At 71.0% G+C, this 14,637-nt stretch carries 14 protein-coding genes; 1 reads left to right on the top strand and 13 read right to left on the bottom strand.

Annotated features, from left to right (window positions below):
* Nucleotides 1–17: 17 nt before the first annotated feature.
* The 6 genes from AC4D12_RS15110 to dapA form a co-directional block, all read right to left on the bottom strand.
* Nucleotides 18–458 (bottom strand): helix-turn-helix domain-containing protein, encoded by a 441-nt coding sequence (locus AC4D12_RS15110; RefSeq protein ID WP_490950775.1) that lies wholly within the window; start codon nucleotides 456–458, stop codon nucleotides 18–20.
* 123 nt (nucleotides 459–581) lie between these two features.
* A complete protein-coding gene (locus tag AC4D12_RS15105; protein WP_490950774.1) occupies nucleotides 582–1,067 on the bottom strand; it encodes a CinA family protein in 486 nt (161 codons plus the stop codon).
* Between the two features lie 10 nt (nucleotides 1,068–1,077).
* Nucleotides 1,078–1,695, bottom strand: a complete 618-nt coding sequence (gene pgsA / locus AC4D12_RS15100) for a CDP-diacylglycerol--glycerol-3-phosphate 3-phosphatidyltransferase (RefSeq protein ID WP_490950773.1) — start codon at nucleotides 1,693–1,695, stop codon at nucleotides 1,078–1,080.
* Entirely contained in the window at nucleotides 1,692–4,592 is a 2,901-nt protein-coding gene (locus AC4D12_RS15095; protein ID WP_490950772.1) for an FtsK/SpoIIIE family DNA translocase, read from the bottom strand. Before AC4D12_RS15095 ends, pgsA begins: the two co-directional genes overlap by 4 nt.
* 142 nt (nucleotides 4,593–4,734) lie before the next feature.
* Nucleotides 4,735–6,435: a ribonuclease J gene (locus tag AC4D12_RS15090; protein ID WP_490950771.1), complete on the bottom strand. Its 1,701-nt coding sequence runs from the start codon at nucleotides 6,433–6,435 to the stop codon at nucleotides 4,735–4,737.
* Entirely contained in the window at nucleotides 6,432–7,391 is a 960-nt protein-coding gene (gene dapA, locus AC4D12_RS15085; RefSeq protein ID WP_490950770.1) for a 4-hydroxy-tetrahydrodipicolinate synthase, read from the bottom strand. The genes AC4D12_RS15090 and dapA overlap by 4 nt, the downstream gene beginning before the upstream one ends.
* 105 nt (nucleotides 7,392–7,496) lie before the next feature.
* Between dapA and AC4D12_RS15080 the strand changes: the two genes are divergently transcribed.
* Nucleotides 7,497–8,675 (top strand): heparan-alpha-glucosaminide N-acetyltransferase domain-containing protein, encoded by a 1,179-nt coding sequence (locus AC4D12_RS15080; RefSeq protein WP_490950769.1) that lies wholly within the window; start codon nucleotides 7,497–7,499, stop codon nucleotides 8,673–8,675.
* Between the two features lie 119 nt (nucleotides 8,676–8,794).
* Here AC4D12_RS15080 and AC4D12_RS15075 read toward each other — a convergent pair whose 3' ends face one another.
* The 7 genes from AC4D12_RS15075 to AC4D12_RS15045 all read right to left on the bottom strand — a co-directional run bounded on the left by AC4D12_RS15075 (nucleotide 8,795) and on the right by AC4D12_RS15045 (nucleotide 14,561).
* Nucleotides 8,795–9,265: a hypothetical protein gene (locus AC4D12_RS15075; protein WP_490950768.1), complete on the bottom strand. Its 471-nt coding sequence runs from the start codon at nucleotides 9,263–9,265 to the stop codon at nucleotides 8,795–8,797.
* Nucleotides 9,262–10,032 carry a 4-hydroxy-tetrahydrodipicolinate reductase gene (gene dapB / locus AC4D12_RS15070; protein ID WP_490950767.1) on the bottom strand — a complete coding sequence of 257 codons (771 nt, stop codon included), beginning with the start codon at nucleotides 10,030–10,032 and terminating at the stop codon, nucleotides 9,262–9,264. The genes AC4D12_RS15075 and dapB overlap by 4 nt, the downstream gene beginning before the upstream one ends.
* A gap of 16 nt (nucleotides 10,033–10,048) precedes the next feature.
* Entirely contained in the window at nucleotides 10,049–10,492 is a 444-nt protein-coding gene (locus AC4D12_RS15065) for a molybdenum cofactor biosynthesis protein MoaE (RefSeq protein ID WP_490950766.1), read from the bottom strand.
* Nucleotides 10,479–11,093 (bottom strand): MogA/MoaB family molybdenum cofactor biosynthesis protein, encoded by a 615-nt coding sequence (locus tag AC4D12_RS15060; RefSeq protein WP_490950765.1) that lies wholly within the window; start codon nucleotides 11,091–11,093, stop codon nucleotides 10,479–10,481. Before AC4D12_RS15060 ends, AC4D12_RS15065 begins: the two co-directional genes overlap by 14 nt.
* Nucleotides 11,090–11,584 carry a cyclic pyranopterin monophosphate synthase MoaC gene (gene moaC, locus AC4D12_RS15055; RefSeq protein WP_490950764.1) on the bottom strand — a complete coding sequence of 165 codons (495 nt, stop codon included), beginning with the start codon at nucleotides 11,582–11,584 and terminating at the stop codon, nucleotides 11,090–11,092. Before moaC ends, AC4D12_RS15060 begins: the two co-directional genes overlap by 4 nt.
* Entirely contained in the window at nucleotides 11,581–12,903 is a 1,323-nt protein-coding gene (locus AC4D12_RS15050; RefSeq protein WP_490950763.1) for a molybdopterin molybdotransferase MoeA, read from the bottom strand. Before AC4D12_RS15050 ends, moaC begins: the two co-directional genes overlap by 4 nt.
* A gap of 65 nt (nucleotides 12,904–12,968) precedes the next feature.
* Nucleotides 12,969–14,561: a molybdopterin-dependent oxidoreductase gene (locus AC4D12_RS15045; protein WP_490950762.1), complete on the bottom strand. Its 1,593-nt coding sequence runs from the start codon at nucleotides 14,559–14,561 to the stop codon at nucleotides 12,969–12,971.
* Nucleotides 14,562–14,637 lie beyond the last annotated feature (76 nt).

Below are 14,637 nucleotides of genomic sequence, written 5' to 3'. Positions count from 1 at the left end.
CGGACCGGTTCGGTGGACTAGCGGTTCGTCGCCGCGAGCCCCCGACGGAAGTCGTCGTTGAGACCCTCGGTGAACTCGTCCCCGAACTCGCGGGAGAATTCCTGAGGGATGGTGTCCGGGATGGACACGCCTTCTGCTTCTGCCAAGCGGTCGCTGACCTCGCGCAGCATCGAGGAGAGCGGTACCTCGAGTGCACTGCAGATCGACGAGAGGAGTTCGGAGGATGCTTCCTTCTGCCCACGCTCGACCTCGCTGAGGTATCCGAGGGAAACCCTCGCACTGTGCGACACCTCTCGCAGGGTACGGCCCTGGCGCTGGCGGACGTCACGGAGGACGTCGCCGATCTCATGACGTAGAACTACCATCTTGCGCTCCTTGGGCTTGCGTTGTGCGTCCTCCGCCAACCCCACATCACGCCAACGGACCACACCGTTTACGGAGACGGGCTGCTTTGCCATCTGAATCGCCTTGCTCCCTCATAGATGAGGCGCCGCCCGGTGGGCGTGCCTCCTGATGATGACTTGCCCCGTTCGACCTGAGCTTGAGTCGTCAACCCTACCAACGGGCGACTGTCTACATAACTACCCTCGGTGATGGTTTGTTCCCCTGGACAGCTCGGCGAACAGCTCGGTGAGAACCGCCTCCCGCGTCGCGAACCTCACTGCCTGACGGTCGCCGGGGAAGCCGTAGGAGAAGGTGCGCGTCCCCTCGCTCGTGCTCACCGCCGTGAACACGGTGCCCGACGGCTTGCCCTCGTGCGGCCCTGGACCTGCGACACCGGTGGTCGCAACCCCGATGTCCGCCGAGAACAGACGCCGTGCACCATCGGCCATCGCCGCCGCGACCCGAGGGTCGACCGCCCCCGCCGTCTCGAGCAGCTCGGCGTCGACCCCGAGCACCGCCTGCTTGACGGAGAGCTGATAGGCGACCACGCCACCCTGGAGCACGGCGGACGCCCCGGCGACGTCGGCGAGAGCGGACGCGATCAGACCGGCCGTGAGTGATTCCGCGGTGGCGAGGCTGAGGCCGCGTTCGGTCGCGAGCCCGACGACGCGGGCCGCGAGCACCGACGCCGTGCTAGGCGCGACCGTCACCATGACCCGCGGACCGGGCACCGGCGCGGAGCCTGATCGCCTGGACGACGTAGTCGACGCCCGTCACGACGGTGATCACGACGGCGGCGGCCATGACGACGGCGGCGGGCCACCAGGCCCACTCGCCGAGCAACGTCTGCAGCGGGACGAGGAACAGCAGGATGGCGGCCGTCTGCACCACGGTCTTCAGCTTCCCGCCGCGCGAGGCCGGCATGACCCCGTAGCGGATCACGGCGAACCGCAGCAGCGTGATGCCCAGCTCGCGGGCGAGGATCAGGATGGTCACCCACCACCAGAGCTCGCCCAGGACGGACAGCAGCACCAGCGCGGACCCGATGAGCAGCTTGTCCGCGATCGGGTCCGCGATCTTGCCGAAGTCCGTGATCAGTCCGCGGCTCCGCGCGAGGTCGCCGTCGAGCTTGTCCGTGTAGATGGCGATCGCGAAGGTGATCACCGCGAACCAGCGGAACAGGCCGTCCGCGCCGTCGTCCGCGAGGAGGAACCAGATGAAGAAGGGGACGAGCAGGATGCGGACGACTGTGAGGACGTTCGCGATGTTGAGGACCGGCACTGCCGCGTTCGTGGAGTCGGCCACGCTCATCTCCCGGTCAGGTTCCAGGCGTCGTGCCCGTCGTCGTCGTCCGGATCCGTGCTGGGATCGGCGCCGTCGTGGTAATCGACGGCCTGCGCCCTGGCCGCGAGGTCGTCCGCCACGAGATCGATCGGCGGCCGGACCTCTGCCTGCCGGGGCGCCTCGTCTCCGCGCATGGCGCCCAGGACGGACTCGAGATCGTCCGGCTTGACCAGCACGTCGCGGGCCTTGGACCCCTCGGACGGACCGACGACACCGCGGGATTCCAGCAGGTCCATGAGCCGGCCCGCCTTCGCGAAGCCGACGCGGAGCTTCCGCTGGAGCATCGACGTGGACCCGAACTGCGTGGTCACCACGAGTTCGGTGGCCTGCAGCAGCACGTCGAGATCGTCCCCGATGTCGTCGTCGATCTGCTTCTTCGGCGCCTCCACGGCGACGTCCTCGCGGTACGTCGCCTGGAGCTGTCCCTTCACGTGCTCGACGACCCGGTGGATCTCCGACTCCGTGACCCAGGCCCCCTGCACTCGCATGGGCTTGGAGGCACCCATGGGCAGGAAGAGGGCGTCGCCCTGCCCGATGAGCTTCTCGGCGCCGGGCTGGTCGAGGACCACGCGGGAGTCGGTGACCGAGGACGTCGCGAAGGCCATCCGGGAGGGCACGTTGGCCTTGATGAGCCCGGTCACGACGTCGACCGACGGACGCTGGGTGGCGAGCACGAGGTGGATGCCCGCGGCTCGGGCGAGCTGGGTGATGCGGACGATCGAGTCCTCGACGTCGCGCGGGGCGACCATCATGAGGTCGGCCAGCTCGTCCACGATCACCAGCAGGTACGGGTAGGGGCGCACGACGCGCTTGGACCCCTCGGGAGGCACCACCTTGCCGTTGCGCACGGCCTTGTTGAAGTCGTCGATGTGCTTGTAGCCGTAGTTGGCGAGGTCGTCGTAGCGCGTGTCCATCTCGCGGACCACCCACTGCAGCGCCTCTGCAGCCTTTTTCGGATTGGTGATGATCGGGGTGATGAGGTGCGGGACGCCCTCGTAGGCGGTCAGTTCCACGCGCTTCGGATCGACCATGACCATCCGGACCTCGTCCGGCGTGGACCGCATGAGGATCGACGTGATCATCGAGTTGACGAAGGAGGACTTGCCGGCGCCGGTGGCTCCGGCGACGAGCAGGTGCGGCATCTTGGCGAGGTTCGCGACGACGAACCCGCCCTCGACGTCCTTGCCCACACCCATGACCATCGGGTGCTCCGTCTTCCGGGCGTTCCCCGAGCGGAGCACGTCACCGAGTGAGACGGTCTCACGGTCCGTGTTCGGGATCTCGATACCGATGGCGGACTTGCCGGGGATGGGCGAGAGGATCCGGACGTCCGAGGACGCGACGGCGTAGGAGATGTTCTTGGACAGCGCGGTGACGCGCTCCACCTTGGTACCCGGGGCGAGCTCGATCTCGTACCGCGTGACGGTGGGCCCGCGGGAGAAGCCGGTCACCTTCGCGTCCACGTTGAACTGGTCCATGGTGTGCGTCAGGGCGGCGACGACGGCGTCGTTCGCCTCCGAGCGCTCCTTCGGCGGGGTCCCGGCGGGCAGGTAGTCGGACGGGGGCAGGGTGTAGGCGACGTCGCCGGCCAGCTGCAGCTGCTCCGTCCGCTGCGGGATGGGCGTGGGAGGCACCTGCGGCTGCACGGGGGTGGAAGGAACGATGAGTGCCTGGGCGGCAGGCACGACGTCGATGGCCTCGGTGGCGCCCTCGGGGGCGCGGGGCAGCGCGACCGGAGGAGCGGCGGGCGCCGCCGCGCGGGCCACCTGGGTCCGCTTCAGTTCCTCGGCTGCGAGCTCCTGCTTCGTCGGACGACGGACGCCCGGCGGCACGGCCGCCTCCGCCTCACGGGCGCGGCGCTCCTCGTCCTCGATGAGCGCCCGCTCGAAGGCCTCGTCGCCCACGTAGCCGTCGATCTCGGACTCGGAACCGGCGTCGTGCGGTGCAGCTGCTGTGTCGCGGCCGAACAGGCGCTTACGGCGTTTCGGCCCCGGCGCCGCACTGGCGCCGTGCGTCTCGTAGAGGTAGCTCTGGTCGTGGTCCTCGTCGTCGCTGCGGTCGCGCCGGCGGGCGGGTCCGCCGGAACCGTCCGCATCCTGACCCATGAGGTGCTCGTAGAGCGCGCGCAGGCGCGAGGGGATGTGTCGGAACGGCGTTGCCGTCACGATCAGCAGGCCGAGCAGCACCAGGAGGCCGAGCAGGAAGGCGACCGGCCAGGCCGTGAGGACGCTGCTCAACGGGCCCGCGACGAGGAATCCGACCACGCCGCCGGCACGCCACAGCGCATCGAGGCCGTCCGACAGGCCGGGAGCGCCGCCCAACAGGTGCGCTATCCCGGAGCCGGCGAAGAGGATGACGAGTTGACCGATCGCGATGCGGTTGTTGCCCCGGTGTCGCTCGGGATACCGGAACAGACGCACGGCTCCGATCACCAGCATGAACGGCAGGAGCAGGGCCATCCAGCCGAACGTGCCGCCCGCGGCTGCATGGACGACGTCGGCGGGTGGGCCCGTCAGTGCCCACCACTCGACGGCGGCGACCGCGAGGGCGAGCAGCATCAGGAAGAATCCGGAACCGTCGCGGCGGAGCTCACGCTCGGGGGCGACGTCGTGACCGAAGGTGCGGACACCCGAGGCGACCACGCGGGCCATGCTCATCCAGACGGCGCGCACGGCCCTCAGGGGGAAGGCGAGGCGCTCCTCGTGCTGGGGCTCCGGCGTCACCGGGGCCTGCCGTGTCTCCGTGACCGCGCGGCCCGCGGCCTTCGCAGGAGCCTTGCCACGCGAGGGCGTCGAAGCGGCCGAGGCTCCCCTGCCGCGGGTCTGCTGCTGGCCCCGCGGGGCGGGGGACGTTCGAGTGGCCATGATCCTCACGGTACCCGACAGGTCTGGCGCGACGCCGGATTCCCGCACCCGCCCGATCGGGAACGGGTAGCGCTACCGGCCTGCGGAGCGGGCGACTCCGGGCCGCGAGCGAGAGCCATACAGTCACCGCGTCGCTCCCGGCTCAGGCCTCCAGCACCACCGGGATGATCATGGGGCGCCGGCGGTGGCGCCGGTTCACCCAGGTACCGATGATGCGCCTGACGACCTGCTGGAGCTGGTAGGTGGTGTGGTCGCGGTTCGTCATCACCGCTTCCTCCAGGGCCTCGGCGATCCTCGGTTTGATCTCGTCGAACACGGAGTCGTCCTCCGCGAAGCCGCGCGCGTGGATGTCCGGGCCGGACACGATCTTGCCCGTGGTGCGGTTGACCACGGTGATGATCGAGATGAATCCCTCCTCGCCGAGGATGCGCCGGTCCTTGAGGTCGGCGTCGGTGATCTCGCCGACGCTCGAACCGTCCACGTACACGAATCCGCACTCGACCGCGCCGACCACCTTCGCGGTGCCGTCCACGAGGTCGATGACCGAGCCGTCGTCCGTGAGCAGGACGTTCGACGCGGGGATGCCGGTCTGCTGCGCCAGCTTGCCGTTCGCAATGAGGTGCCGCGTCTCGCCGTGCACCGGCATCACGTTCTTGGGCCGGAGGATGTTGTAGCAGTACAGCAGCTCACCCGCAGCGGCGTGCCCGGAGACGTGCACCTTGGCGTTGCCCTTGTGGATGACGTCCGCGCCGAGTTTCAGCAGCCCGTTGATCACGCGGTACACGGCGTTCTCGTTGCCGGGGATGAGCGAGGACGCGAGGATCACCGTGTCGCCGGGCCCGACCGTGATCCGGTGGTCGCCGTTCGCCATGCGCGACAGGGCGGCCATGGGTTCGCCCTGCGAGCCGGTGGACATCAGCACCACGCGGTCGTCGGGCAGGTCGTCGACGTTCTTGATGTCCACGAGGATGCCGTCGGGCACCTTCAGGTACCCGAGCTTCGCGGCGATCGACATGTTGCGCACCATGGAGCGCCCCGCGAAGCAGACGAAGCGGCCGTGGGCGTGCGCGGCGTCGAGGACCTGCTGCACGCGGTGGATGTGGGACGAGAAGGACGCCACGATGATGCGCTTGCGGACCTGGCCGAAGAGGTTCTCGAGGACCGGTCCGATCTCGCGCTCCGCCGTCGTGAAGCCAGGTACGTCGGCATTCGTGGAGTCCACCATGAACAGGTCCACGCCCTCCTCGCCGAGGCGGGCGAACGCGCGCAGGTCGGTGATCCGGCCGTCGAGCGGCAACTGGTCCATCTTGAAGTCGCCCGTGTGGAGGACGTTGCCGGCCTCGGTGCGGATGAACACCGCGAGGGCGTCGGGGATTGAGTGGTTGACGGCGACGAATTCGCACTCGAACGGGCCGAACTGCTCGATCTGCCCCTCGGACACCGTCAGCGTGTAGGGCCGGATCCGGTGCTCCTGCAGCTTGGCCTCGATGAGCGCCAGGGTGAGTTGCGACCCGATGAGCGGGATGTCCGCCTTCAGGCGCAGCAGGTACGGGACCGCCCCGATGTGGTCCTCGTGCCCGTGGGTGAGGACGAGCCCCACGACGTCGTCGAGCCGGTCCTCGATATAGGAGAAGTCCGGCAGGATCAGGTCGACGCCGGGCTGCGTCTCCTCGGGGAACAGGACGCCGCAGTCGACGATGAGGATCTTCCCGCCGATCTCGAAGACCGCCATGTTCCGGCCGATCTCACCGAGCCCGCCGAGCGGCACCACGCGGAGCGTCCCCGGCTCCAGGGGCGGCGGCAGCGACGGCAGGAGCGGTGCGAGGTGCGCGGCGTCGCTCATGCGGGGAGCTCCGCGCGATCCGACGGCCCCGTCGGTTCCTTCGATACCGCGGACAGGTCCCAGCCGGCCTCAGCGAGGTCGGCGAGGATCGCCTCGACCTCTCCCGGCTCAGGCGCCACGAGCGGCAGGCGGACGACGTCGTTGGCCAGGACGCCCTGGAGGCGGAGGACGTGCTTGGCGGACACCGCGCCGGGGATGTGTGTCATCACGGCCCGGATCACGGGGTCGAGTTCGAAGTGGAGACGGCGTGCCTCGTCGAAGCGCCCGGCGGCGGCCGCGTCCACGAGGGCGCGGAACGTCCGCGTGGCGACGTGCACACTGACGCTCACGACGCCGACGGCGCCCGCTGCCATCCAGGGCAGCGTGAGGCCGTCGTCGCCCGAGTAGACGTCGAGATCGGTGGAGGCGAGGACGCGGGTGACCGCGGCGAAGTCCGCCTTCGCGTCCTTGAGCGCCGTGATGCGCGGGTTCTCGGCGAGCCTGCGCATCGTGTCGGTCTCGATGGGGATGCCGGAGCGGCCGGGGATGTCGTAGATCATGATGGGCAGGTCGCTCGCCGCCGCGACCGCCTCGAAGTGCGCCACCACGCCGGCCTGCGTCGGCTTGTTGTAGTACGGCGTCACCACGAGCTGTCCGTGGGCGCCTGCCCGCTCCGCCCGCCGGGCCATCTCGACGGAGTGGGAGGTGTGGTTCGTCCCCGTGCCGGCGATCACGCGCGCCCTGTCCCCCACGGCGTCGACGACGACACGGTAGAGGTCCTCCTTCTCGGAGTCCTCGAGCGTGGAGGTCTCCCCCGTGGTCCCCGACACGACCAGGCCGTCACAGCCCTCGTCCACGAGCCGGACGGCGAGGGCCGCGGTGGCATCGAGGTCCACTGCTCCATCGGCGTCGAAGGGCGTGACCATGGCGGCCACGAGGGTGCCGAACGGACGGGTGGGCGTGGAGGTATCGGCCATGGGAGAAACGTTACCCGTTCGACGTCCCGCGGACGTGGGCAGAAGCTCCCTGTCGCCCACAGTCGCTCCCAGCCGCCACCCGAGGGGCTGTGCAACCATGGCTGGATGCAGACCACCCCCGCGCGGCGACTGACCGGTATCGACGCCGCCCGCGGTGTGGCGCTCTTCGGCATGATGAGCACGCACATATTCCCGCTCTACGTCCCGGGAACGGTCGAGGCCTCGACCACCGCACTCCTCTTCTCGGGCCGTGCCTCCGGCCTCTTCGCCGTCGTCGCCGGGATAGGCCTCGCGCTGCTCACGGGCGGACGGTCGCCCCACCGTGACGGGCTGCTGTCCGCGGACCGCACGGGTATCGCCGTCCGCGCCGTGATCATCTCCCTGATCGGGCTCGTCCTCGGTGGGGTGGAGACGAACATCGCCATCATCCTCTTCCACTACGGCGTGCTGTTCCTCCTGGCGCTGCCCTTCCTCGGCCTGCCGGTCCGCGCGCTCGCCGCGTGGGCGGCCGGGTGGCTGCTCCTCGCTCCGGTGGCGGCCTACCTGCTGCGGCCGGTCGTGCGGAATGTCGTGGAACCGGATTCCCTCGGCGGCAACCCGATCTTCGAGCACGTCCTCGCGCCGCAGACCCTCGCGGCGGACGTCTTCCTCACGGGCTACTATCCCGTGCTGCAGTGGCTCGGCTTCATCCTCGTGGGCCTGCTGATCGGGCGGACGGACCTGCGGCGTCTCCCCGTCCAGGTGGCCCTCGTCGCCGGTGGGGTCCTCGCGATGGCTGCCGCGAAGTTCGCCAGTCTCCAGCTGCTCGGGCCGGCGGGAGGGCTCGCGAAGATCCTGCAGACGCCGGATGGCGCCCGGTACCCGCTGGAGGCCATGCTGGACGTCGGTCTCGCCGGGATCGACCAGTCGGGGTCCTGGTGGTGGCTCGCCGTGAGCGCACCGCATTCCGGGACCACACTGGACCTCCTCTCGGTCAGCGGGTCCTCCGCCGCCGTCGTCGGGCTGTGCCTGCTCCTGACCCGCCGCTTCCCGCTCGCGCTCCTGCCGCTCTCGGCGCCGGGCGCGATGACGCTGACCCTCTACACCCTGCACATCTGCGTCATGAGCTGGGCCGACCAGCTGACGCCCCTCCCCGACCCCACGCAGCTGTACTGGCTGCAGGTGGTGGTGGCGGTCCTGATCGGCATGCTCTTCCAGCGCCTGCGCTCACGCGGGCCGCTGGAGCTCCTGGCCTCCGGGGCCGCGACGGCCGCACGGGACAGCCGGGCGGACGCCCGCACCTGACGTCGGAACGACGACGGTGACACGATCGGGCAGCAGCCGGGCGGAGAACCGCGAAGACGAGCGACCGGACGAGTGAGCTCTCGGCCCCGGCGTGAGCACCATCGTCAGCGGCGGCGCAGTCAGCGCGCCGAGTACAGCTTCGCGGCATCGCGCATGGCGCGGCGGGCTCGCTTGCGATCGCCGGCGGCGTCGTAGGCGCACGAGAGCCGGAACCAGGTACGCCAGTTCTCGGGGTCCGCCTCGACCGCCGCCTGGTACGGCGGGAACGCCTCGTCGGCGGCGGACCGGACGATCCGCCCGGCCGGCGTCCGCGGGAGGTCGTCGACGGGCAGCCCGCCCTCGCGCTCCAGGTGGCGGGCCATCGACTGCGTGCGCGCGCCGAAGAGGAGTTCGCGGATCAGCGCCCAGGCACCGATGCACGGAAGCAGGAGGTAGCCGACGCCGAGCGCCTTCGCGACGGGATCGGGGTCACCCAGCAACAGGAAACTCCGCTGGAAGGCGACGACGAGCCAGAAGACCAGCAGCGCCGTGACGAGCAGCACGCCCAGTTTGACGCTGTGCTCGCGGTAGAAACCGACGATTCCGTTCACGATGTGCGGCCGAGGTGCAGATCGAGGTAGCCGTCGAGCCCCACCGTGAGGCCGGGACGCTGCACCACCGTGCGGATACCGAGGAGAACGCCGGGCATGAAGGACTCCCGGTCGAAGGAATCGTGCCGGATGCTCAACTGCTCCCCCGGGCCACCCAGCAGCACCTCCTGGTGCGCGGTCAGGCCGCGGAGCCTGACCGAGTGGACCGGGACGCCGTCGACCGCCGCGCCACGGGCTCCGGGCAGCTGGTCGCGTGTCGCGTCGGGTGCGTCGGGCACGCCTGCCGCCAGCCGCGCCGCAGCGACGAGCTGGGCCGTCCTGGTGGCGGTCCCGGACGGCGCGTCCACCTTGTCGGGGTGGTGCAGCTCGATGATCTCCACGGAGTCGAAGTACTGTGCGGCGGCGGCGGCGAAGGCCGTGGCGAGCACGGACCCGAGGGCGAAGTTCGGAGCGATCAGCACACCCGCGGCCGGTGTGTCCGCGAGCAGGGCCTCGAGCTCGCTGACGCGTTCGCTCGTCCAGCCGGTGGTACCCACCACGGCGTGCATGCCGTGCTCGACGACGAAGCGCACGTTGGCGGCCGTCGCGTCGGGGACGGTGAGGTCGACGACGACCCGCGCTCCCGCCGAGACGAGGTCCTCGAGCGGATCGGAGCTGCCGAGGACCGCCACGAGATCGAGGTCGGGGGCGGCCTCGATGGCGCGCACGGCCTCCGATCCCATCCGGCCACGGGCACCGAGCACGGCCACGGGCAGTAGATCGGTCATGCGTCCCAGCCTACTGTCAGGCTCCTGCGCCGACCCACTCGACCGTGCCGTCCGTGAAGAACTGCTCCTTCCAGATGGGGACGCGTTCCTTCACGAGGTCCACGAGCTCCGAGCACGCCGCGAAGGCCTCGCCGCGGTGCGCGGCACCCACGGCGGCGACGAGCGCCTGGTCCCCGATCACGAGCGGACCCACCCGGTGCGCCACCCAGAGGCGGACGCCGTCGTGCCGCGCGGCGATCTCCTCGGCGACCTCCCGGATGATCCGCTCCGCGCTGGGGTGCGCGGAGTAGCTGAGCGACGTGACCTCGCGCCCGCCGTCGTGGTTCCGCACCACACCGCTGAAACCCACCACGGCGCCGCACTGCGGGGAATCGACGCCCGCCCGGGCCTGGTCGGGGGTGATCGGAGCCTCGGCGACGGCTGCGTGGACGACGACGCCCAGGGCCTTATCGGTGGTCATTGTGGCCTTCCAGTTGCGAGCAGATGTGGTCGACGAGCGGCGAGAGCACGGCCAGTCCGTCCCGCACGCCGCCCGGAGATCCGGGCAGGTTGATCACGAACGTGGAACCGGCGGCGCCGGCGAGCCCGCGACTGAGAACGGCCGTGGGCACTGCGGCCTCGCCCGCCCGCCGGACGGCCTCCATGATGCCGGGCAGGCTCCGGGTCAGGTAGGGCGCCGTCTGCTCGGGCGTGGCGTCGTCGGGGCTGAGTCCCGTGCCGCCACTCGTGATGAGCACGGCGGGCCGTGCCTCCAGGGCCACCCCGATCGCCTGCCCCACCGCGTCACCGTCCGGGACGACGACGGCGTCGGCCACCGCGTAGCCGTGCTCGTAGAGCCAGGCGGCGATCGCCGGGCCGCACTCGTCCTCGTACGTGCCCACGGCGGCGCGGGTGGAGGCGATGACGATCGCGGCCGACCGCATCCCCGGCCCCCTGCCGGTCGGCCCATGGCTCCGCCCGTGCGCGTGGCCACTCGTGTCGCCGCTCGTGTCGCTGGTCGTGTCGCTACTCGTGCCACTGGTCGTGTGGCTGCTCGCGCCGTGCTCGTGGGGAGCGCTCATGCCGTCCAGTCCCCGCTCTTGCCACCGGTCTTCGACAGCACGCGGATGCCCGTGATGACGGCGCGCTTGTCCACTGCCTTGATCATGTCGTACAGCGTCAGCGCCGCCACGGAAGCACTCGTGAGGGCTTCCATCTCGACGCCCGTCAGCGCCGTGGTCCGCACGAGCGCGACCACGCGTACCTGGCCGCCGTCGTCGGGCTCGAAGTCCACCGTGACCTTGGACAGCGGGAGCGGGTGGCAAAGCGGGATGAGCGTCGACGTCTGCTTCGCGGCCATGATCCCTGCCACGCGGGCGACGGCGAGCGCGTCCCCCTTGGGCAGTCCGCCGGCCGACACGAGTGCGACGACCTCGGGGGTGGTCTGCAGGGTCGCCTCGGCGACGGCCTCCCGGACGGTGGCCTGCTTGTGGGAGACATCGACCATGTGGGCGGTGCCGTCGGCGCGGACGTGGGAGAGGCCCTCCGGCTGCGGGGCGGGCGGGTGTGTCATGGGGTCCTTCCAGCGGGGTTGCGCGTGTCGTCCGGCGAGACGGCCTCCTCCGTGACCAGGACGTCGTCCACCGCGAAGGGGTCCTCGGGTTCGGGGCCGAAGAGCGTCACCTCGACGGCGTCCCCCGGCTCCAGGGACACGACGCCCTCGGGCACGTGGATGAGGCAGTTCGACGCGGCGAGTGCGTGGAGGAGGTGGGAGTCCGGACCGCCGACCACGGTCACGCGGCCCTGCCGGTACAGGCCGCGTCGGATCTGGTGCTTCGCGGCGGGACTGGTGATCGCGTCCGCGAGGTCGGCCCGGAGGACCGGCCGACGTGCGGGAGCACCGGTCAGCCGGCGCAGCACCGGCCGGAGGAACATCTCGAAGGACACGAAGGCGCTGACGGGGTTGCCCGGGAACCCGAGGAACGGGACGCCCCCGATGGTGCCGTGCGCCTGCGGGCCCCCGGGCTGCATCGCCACGGACGAGAACTCGACGGCGCTATCGGCCAGCGCCTGCTTCACCACCTCGTACGCGCCCTGGCTGATGCCGCCGGTGCTGAGGACGAGGTGCGTGGTGCTGCCGTCGATGCCGCCGAGCACCTCCCGGAGCACGGCCGGGTCGTCACCGAGGAGTCTGTGCCGCGTCACCTCCGCGCCCGCCTCGTGCAGGGCGGCCTCCAGCAGGGTGGTGTTCGCGTCGTAGATGGTGCCCGGCACCAGCGGTGCGCCGGGCTCGGCGACCTCGTCCCCGGTGGAGAGGAGCAGGACGTGGAAGCGGGGACGGACGGGCACGACGTCGACCCCGCACGCCGCGAGGAGTCCGAGCTGGGCGGGGCCGAGGGCGGTGCCTGCCGGGAGGGCGACATCGCCGGCCGCGATGTCACTGCCGGCCCGGCGGACGAAACGTCCCGTGTCGACGCCGGCAGGAAGGACGACCGTCACCTCGCCCGCCCGCACCGCGGCGGGCGTCGGGAACTGCGCCGGATCGGCCTGCTCGATCGGCACGACGGCGGCCGCACCCGGTGGCAGGACGGCGCCCGTCATGATGGGCGCCGTCGTGCCGGGCTGGAGCTCACCGGGCATCGAGCCCGCGGGGATCGCCTCGGCGACGACGAGCGGCGAGGTGCGGTCGAGATCGTCCGCGTGGACGGCGTAGCCGTCCATCTGCGAATTGTCGAAGGGTGGCAGGCTGACCGGCGCTGTGACGTCCTCGGCGAGGACCCGACCCCGCGCTGCGGTGAGGGGCAGGACCTCGCTGCGGGCGGCGTCGTACCCGCCACTCCACCGGAGGAGTCCGCTGACGGCGGCCTGGTGTTCGGCGACAGATCTCTTCACGCGCGCCTCCCGCGGGTCTGCCGGCATCGCGGCTCACGGCTGTCCGTGGGCGACGACCGTCCGGCCTAGGTCACCGTGAACGTTACCGTGTGCAGTCCCTCGGCGCCGTCCGGGGCGGGATCGACGAAGGCGTCCGACTGGATGTCGCCCCGGGCGTCGACGGCACGGGACTGCACGGTGCGGGAGCCCGGTTCCAGGGTCAGGGTGACGCTGTACTGGCACCAGGTATCGGCGGAGATGGGTGTGGCGAGCGTCGCGCGCTGCCAGGCCCCGCCGTCGACGCGTACCTCCACCGCCTCCACTCCCCTGTGCTGCGCCCAGGCCACGCCACCGATGGTCACGGCGCCCGCCGGGACGCTCGCGTTCGCCCGGGGCACGTCGATGCGCGACGACGTCTTGACCGGTCCGCGCTCGGACCAGCCACGCGTGGACCAGTAGGCCTTGTCCTCGGCGAACCGGGTCACCTTCAGTTCGGTGACCCACTTGGTGGCGGAGACGAATCCGTACAGACCCGGCACCACCAGGCGCGCCGGGAAGCCGTGCTCCACCGGCAGCGGCTGTCCGTTCATGCCGACCGCGAGCAACGAGTCGCGGTCGTCGGTCAGCGCCTCGAGAGGGGTGCCCGCGGTGAATCCGTCCGCACTCGTCGAGAGCACCATGTCCGCTCCCGGCCTGACCCCGGCCCGTTCCAGGAGCGACCGGACGGGGTAACCGAGCCATCGCGCGTTCCCGGTCAGGTTCCCGCCCACGGGGTTCGACACGCAGGCGAGCGTCACGTACCGCTCGATCAGGGGAAGGGCGAGCAGCTCGTCGAACCCGATCTCCACCTCCCGGTCCACGAGACCGGTGATCCTCAGCCTCCACTCGGCGGCGTCGACCACCGGCACCACGAGAGCTGTGTCGATGCGGTAGAAGTCGTCCGACGGCGTCACGAGCTCGCTGACACCCCGGACGCCGAGATCGGCGCCCTCGGGGACGAAGGAGCCCGGGGCGGGCGGGGGTACCGCCGGTTCCGACGGCGCCGGCAGCACGATCGCGGAACGCTGCTGCGTCACGGCGGACTGCGAGGACCGCACCCCACCGGCTGCGGCGCCGGTCGCGACGGCGACGACGGCGGCTCCCCCCGCGCCCTGCAGGAACCGGCGGCGAGCAGACCGGCCGGACGTGGCGTCGTCCGTGCCGGCGTCCTCCCCCGCGTTCTTGCCCGCGTTCTCCGCTGCGCTCGACCAGGTGCGGAGCGAGCGGATGAGGGCGTCGAGGACGACGATCGCGACCAACGCCGCCACGATCGGAGCGACGTAGGAGATCGCGGAGGACTGCGGGCGGGAGGCGACCGCGATCGCGCCGAGCACCCCGAAGCCGGCGATGACCGCGCGTCCGGCGAACCTGCGTCGGAACTCGGCGAGGCCCGCTGCGAGTGCGATGACCGCGATGATCACGGCGATGGTCGAGAGCAGGACGAGCTTGTCGGACGTGCCGAACGCGGCGATCGCCCAGTCCTTGACGCCCGGCGGCAGGATGTCGATGACCCAGGACCCGACCGCGCTGACAGGCGTGACGGAGGGGCTCAGCGCCGCGGCGGACAGCTCGCCGCCGATGACCCCGAGGCCCACGGCGAGCCCACCGGAGACCGCGGCCCACGTTCGGCGTCGGATCATCGTCGCTCCCTCGTCGTGCGGATCTGGTGCAGGTACGGACGGCTCGATGCCGGCCGGGGTGGCCTCTGGTACCACG

It is taken from the genome of Arthrobacter sp. TJ-266 (assembly GCF_058269115.1).
This window is presented reverse-complemented; position numbering and strand designations above follow the sequence as displayed.